Source organism: Ruminiclostridium sufflavum DSM 19573, assembly GCF_003208175.1.
Classification (GTDB): domain Bacteria; phylum Bacillota; class Clostridia; order Acetivibrionales; family DSM-1351; genus Ruminiclostridium; species Ruminiclostridium sufflavum.
On sequence record NZ_QKMR01000044.1, the window covers coordinates 1 to 4,801 of the forward strand.

The window sequence follows — 4,801 nt, forward strand, 5'->3', positions numbered from 1 at the left end:
ATACCTTGACAGGAGTGCCTGCAAACTTCTTTACGGTAGCAGGAGCAGCGGCGACCAATACTGCCGGTTCAGGAATTGTAACAGCGGTATTTCCGTTGACTTCGGCAGCAACTTATACAATAAGCTTTGATGAGAATGGCGGCAGCACTGTTGAGGATATTAATAATGTTGCATATAACAGCAAAATAGCGGCACCAACGCCGCCAACAAAGTCAGGCTATCAGTTTGAAGCTTGGTATAAGGAAACAAAGCTTATATATATGTGGGACTTCGAAAAGGATGTTGTTACTGCGGATATGACTCTTTACGCTAAATGGACAGAGGAAGGAGGAAATTCAAACGGTACTGCGTCAAATGTGATTAACGATACTTCGGGAACTCAAGAAAGAGATGTTGATATATTTATAAATGGTAAAATTCAAAGTGATGAGATGGCCGATGTAAAAAAGGAAACTGTAAAAGATGAAACGATTTGCACAGTAAAAGTCGATGATTTGAAACTAAATGAGGCATTAGAGAGAGAAGGAAAGAAATCCAAAGTTACTGTCTTAATTAATAATAATTCAGACAGTAAGGTTGTGGAACTAAACGGAGAAACAATAAAAAATATGGAGGAAGAGGGGGCAACTATTGAGATAAGAACAGACGGTGCGGCATATATTGTACCGGCAGGACAAATCAATATTAATAAGGTTTATGAAGATATGGGGAGTCAGAAGGAATTAAAAGATATTAAAGTGAAGCTGACAATGCGTAAATCCCCACAGGATGTAAAAAATATGCTTGAGTATACAGCAAAAGAAAAAAAATATGAAATTATGACTAAACCAATGGAATTTTCTGTAGTCTGTCATGATGGCTCAAAAGTAATAAATGTTCTGGCGTTTGACAGCTATGTGGAGAGAATATTAAAGCTTCCGGAGGATGCAGGCCCTGACAGAATAACGACAGCAATTATGCTGCACAGCGATGGAACCGTTTCACACATACCAACTGTAATTACTGAAATCAACGGAAAGTACTACGCAAAAATCAACAGTATAATAAACGGCGATTTTTCGCTAATATGGAATAAGATAGAATTTAGTGATGTAGAAAACCATTGGTCAAAAGAGGCAGTCAATGATATGGGCTCAAGACTTGTAATCAATGGAGCGGGAAATGGAACCTTTCACCCTGACAGAGATATTACAAGGGCAGAATTTGCGTCAATCGTAGTAAATGCTCTTGGACTGATGAGACCCGGAACAGGCAGAGAAGCATTTGATGATGTAACAGAGTCGGCATGGTACTACGATGCGGTATCTATCGCCTCTGAGTATAGTATTATAGAGGGCTATGGAAACGGGAAGTTTGGCCCGAATGACAGGATAACCCGTGAGCAGGCTATGACAATGATTGCAAAAGCAATGAAAATTACAGCGCTTGAAACAAATTTGTCAAATGAAGAAGCGGCAATGCTGCTTACAACATTTGTTGATTCAGAAAAGGCTGCTGAGTGGGCAAGGGAAAAAATTGCGATATGTGTTAAGACCCGGGTTGTTTCTGGCAGAACAGGAAAAATGCTTGCTCCAAAGGACAATATTACAAGAGCAGAGGCTGCAGTTATAGTAAGAAATATGCTGAAAGAAGCTAAGCTGATTTGATGCAGATATATTGTGAGGAGGCAGCTGTGTGCAGAGGCTCTTTGTGACAGTTCGACAATATTTTCCCGTGGATGATGCACAATAAAATGGAGAATGACACAGTTTATTAATAATACTCTGTAATTCCCCGTTGACAAATGTACAATAATATGGTAACATAATTCAAAAATAAGTAATTCATGAGGGAGTAGTTAGCGCATTGAAATGCGTTTTTAAGTCAACATCATGGCCTAATGGCTTGGCTTTAAATTAAATAACCAGACTCATGTATAGATTTGGCAGGTGCCTTCTATGCATGAGTTTTTTTGTGCATTTTGGGCAAGCTAAATTTAAAAATTAAAATTTTGAAGGGGGAAATGTCAATGAAGTTTTATTGCAGCGACAGAGAAGAGGTATTAAAAGCTGTAAATAGTAATGAAAATGGTTTGACATCATCAGAGTCAGAAAGATGGCTTGTTGAGAATGGTAAGAATAAGCTAAAAGAGGGGGAAAGGGTTACCCTCTTGCAGAGATTCCTTGCACAAATTAAAGACCCGATGATAATTATATTAATTGCAGCTGCTGTTGTATCCGGGGTTACCGCTGCATATTCGGGAGAAGGCTTTGCGGATGTAATAATTATAATGATAGTTGTAATAATTAATGCAGTGCTGGGAGTCTATCAGGAAAGTAAGGCTGAAAAGGCTATTGAAGCATTGCAGGAAATGGCGGCATCAACAAGCAAGGTACTCCGTGACGGACAGATGACAATAGTAAAAAGTGAAGATATTGCTGTGGGCGATGTTGTTATTTTAGAGGCTGGAGATGCTGTTCCGGCTGACGGAAGAATTATTGAAAATGCGAGTATGAAAGTTGAAGAGTCTGCGCTTACAGGTGAAAGCGTTCCGGTTAACAAGATAATAGACAAGCTTGGTATAGATGGAGCCGACGTATCTTTAGGTGACAGAAAAAATATGGTGTATATGGGCAGTACGGTTGTTTATGGCCGCGGCAGAGCTGTAATCACAGCGACGGGAATGGATACTGAGATGGGTAAAATAGCGGATGCTATTACTAAAGCCGAGCAAGGGCAGACACCTCTTCAGATTAAGCTTTCACAGCTGAGCAAGGTGCTCAGCTATTTGGTCGTCGGAATCTGTTTGTTTATATTTGCGTTCAGTCTTATTCGTTCAGGAAGTTTCAGCGGACAGGTGGTGCTGGATACCTTTATGATTGCTGTCAGCCTTGCTGTCGCAGCTATTCCGGAAGGACTTGCAATGGTTGTAACAGTGGTACTGTCAGTAGGTGTCACGAATATGTCAAAGCGCAATGCCATTATAAGAAGACTTACAGCAGTTGAAACCTTGGGCTGTGCAGAGATTATATGCAGTGATAAAACAGGTACTCTGACACAAAATAAAATGACAGTTGTAGAGCACTATGGAGAGGAACTGAAACTTTTGGCTGAAGCGATGGCATTATGCAGCGATGCCGAGCTGGACAGCAATAATGAGGCAACGGGAGAACCTACAGAGTGCGCACTTGTAAATTTTGCTTTCAAACAAGGGCTTGCAAAGCCTCAGCTCAAGGAAGAGGCTCCTAGAATAGGCGAAGCACCGTTTGACAGTATGAGAAAAATGATGAGTACTGTTCATGAAACTGCGGACGGTATAGTACAGTATACAAAAGGGGCTCCGGACGAGGTCCTGAAGGTTTGCAAGACTTACATCAAGAATGGTAAAATTCTGCCCCTTGATGAAAATGCAGCAAATGAAATAAAAAGGGCAAATAAGGCGATGGCTGACAAGGCTCTTCGAGTTCTTGGAGCAGCGCAGAGAATATACGAAAGCGAACCTGCCGACTTCGAACCGGCAGCACTCGAAAAGGACTTAACCTTTATAGGCTTGACAGGGATGATTGACCCAATACGCCCTGAGGTCAAGGATGCAATAGCTCAGTGCAAGAGTGCGGGAGTTACTGCCATAATGATTACAGGAGACCATAGAGACACTGCGGTTGCTATTGCACAGCAGCTTGGCATTCTGGAAAATGAATCCCAGGCAATCACGGGAGCTCAGCTTGATGGAATAAGTGATAATGAGCTTGAAAAAACAATTGCAGACTACAGGGTATATGCAAGAGTGCAGCCTGAGCATAAGGTAAGGATAGTAAACGCATGGCGTAAAAAAGGCTGTATTACGGCAATGACCGGAGACGGAGTAAATGATGCACCAAGTATTAAAAGTGCTGATATCGGTGTGGGCATGGGTATTACCGGCACTGATGTGACAAAGAATGTTGCGGATATGGTTCTTGCAGATGACAATTTTGCAACTATTGTAGGTGCGGTTGAAGAGGGCAGGAAAATCTACAATAATATCAGGAAAACGATTCAGTTTTTATTGGCATCAAATATGAGTGAGGTACTAAGTATTTTCTTATCAACTCTGCTTGGCTTCACCATTTTACATCCTGTGCATTTGCTTTGGATTAATCTGATAACAGACAGCTTCCCTGCTCTTGCCCTTGGAATGGAAAAGGGAGATACCGACATTATGAAAAGAAAGCCCCGCTCTTCAAAGGAGGGGATTTTCGCCAACGGGCTTGGTGCAGATGTAATATATCAGGGGATACTTGTTGCATTATTAACAGTTACGGCGTATTTTGTGGGACACCGTATTGAAGCAGGAGTATGGGAAATTGCCCAGAGCGCTGATGGTATAACTATGGCTTTCCTGACACTTAGCTTTGCGGAAATATTCCATAGCTTTAACATGCGCAGTCAGCGCGGAAGTATATTTAAGCTTAACAATCAGAATTTGTTCTTATGGGGAGCGGGCATTGCCAGCCTCATTATGACAACCCTTGTAATCTATGTACCTTTCCTTGCAAATGCTTTTGAGTTTGAACATATTAGCAGTACGGAATTTGCGTATGCGGTTCTTATTGCGGCAACTATTATTCCTATTGTGGAAATAGTAAAGCTTATACAGCGCTCACTTGCAAAGAACAGATAGAGCTGGATAAAAAGCTGGGATTAAACATGCAGCTTATTATAAAAGTCATGCTATTGATGGGTTGTTTGCCGGTAGTAATTGACTAAAGTCAATTACGGTTCAAGCCTTCGCGACGATATATCGTCTTTTCAGGCGGATTAAGCTTTTAAGCTAATTTTG

2 protein-coding genes are annotated in these 4,801 nt (G+C 41.3%); both read left to right on the forward strand.

Annotated elements, in window-relative coordinates; genetic code table 11:
• The coding region (locus LY28_RS18740; RefSeq protein WP_207658153.1) for an S-layer homology domain-containing protein at positions 1 to 1,646 on the forward strand (1,646 nt) is incomplete at its 5' end.
• A gap of 362 nt (positions 1,647 to 2,008) precedes the next feature.
• Positions 2,009 to 4,642, forward strand: a complete 2,634-nt coding sequence (locus tag LY28_RS18745) for a calcium-translocating P-type ATPase, PMCA-type (protein WP_110463686.1) — start codon at positions 2,009 to 2,011, stop codon at positions 4,640 to 4,642.
• Positions 4,643 to 4,801 lie beyond the last annotated feature (159 nt).

Coding starts and splice junctions, on each gene's coding strand:
- LY28_RS18745 (WP_110463686.1), top strand. CDS start 2,009: ATGAAGTTTTATTGCAGCGACAGAGAAGAGGTATTAAAAGCTGTAAAT.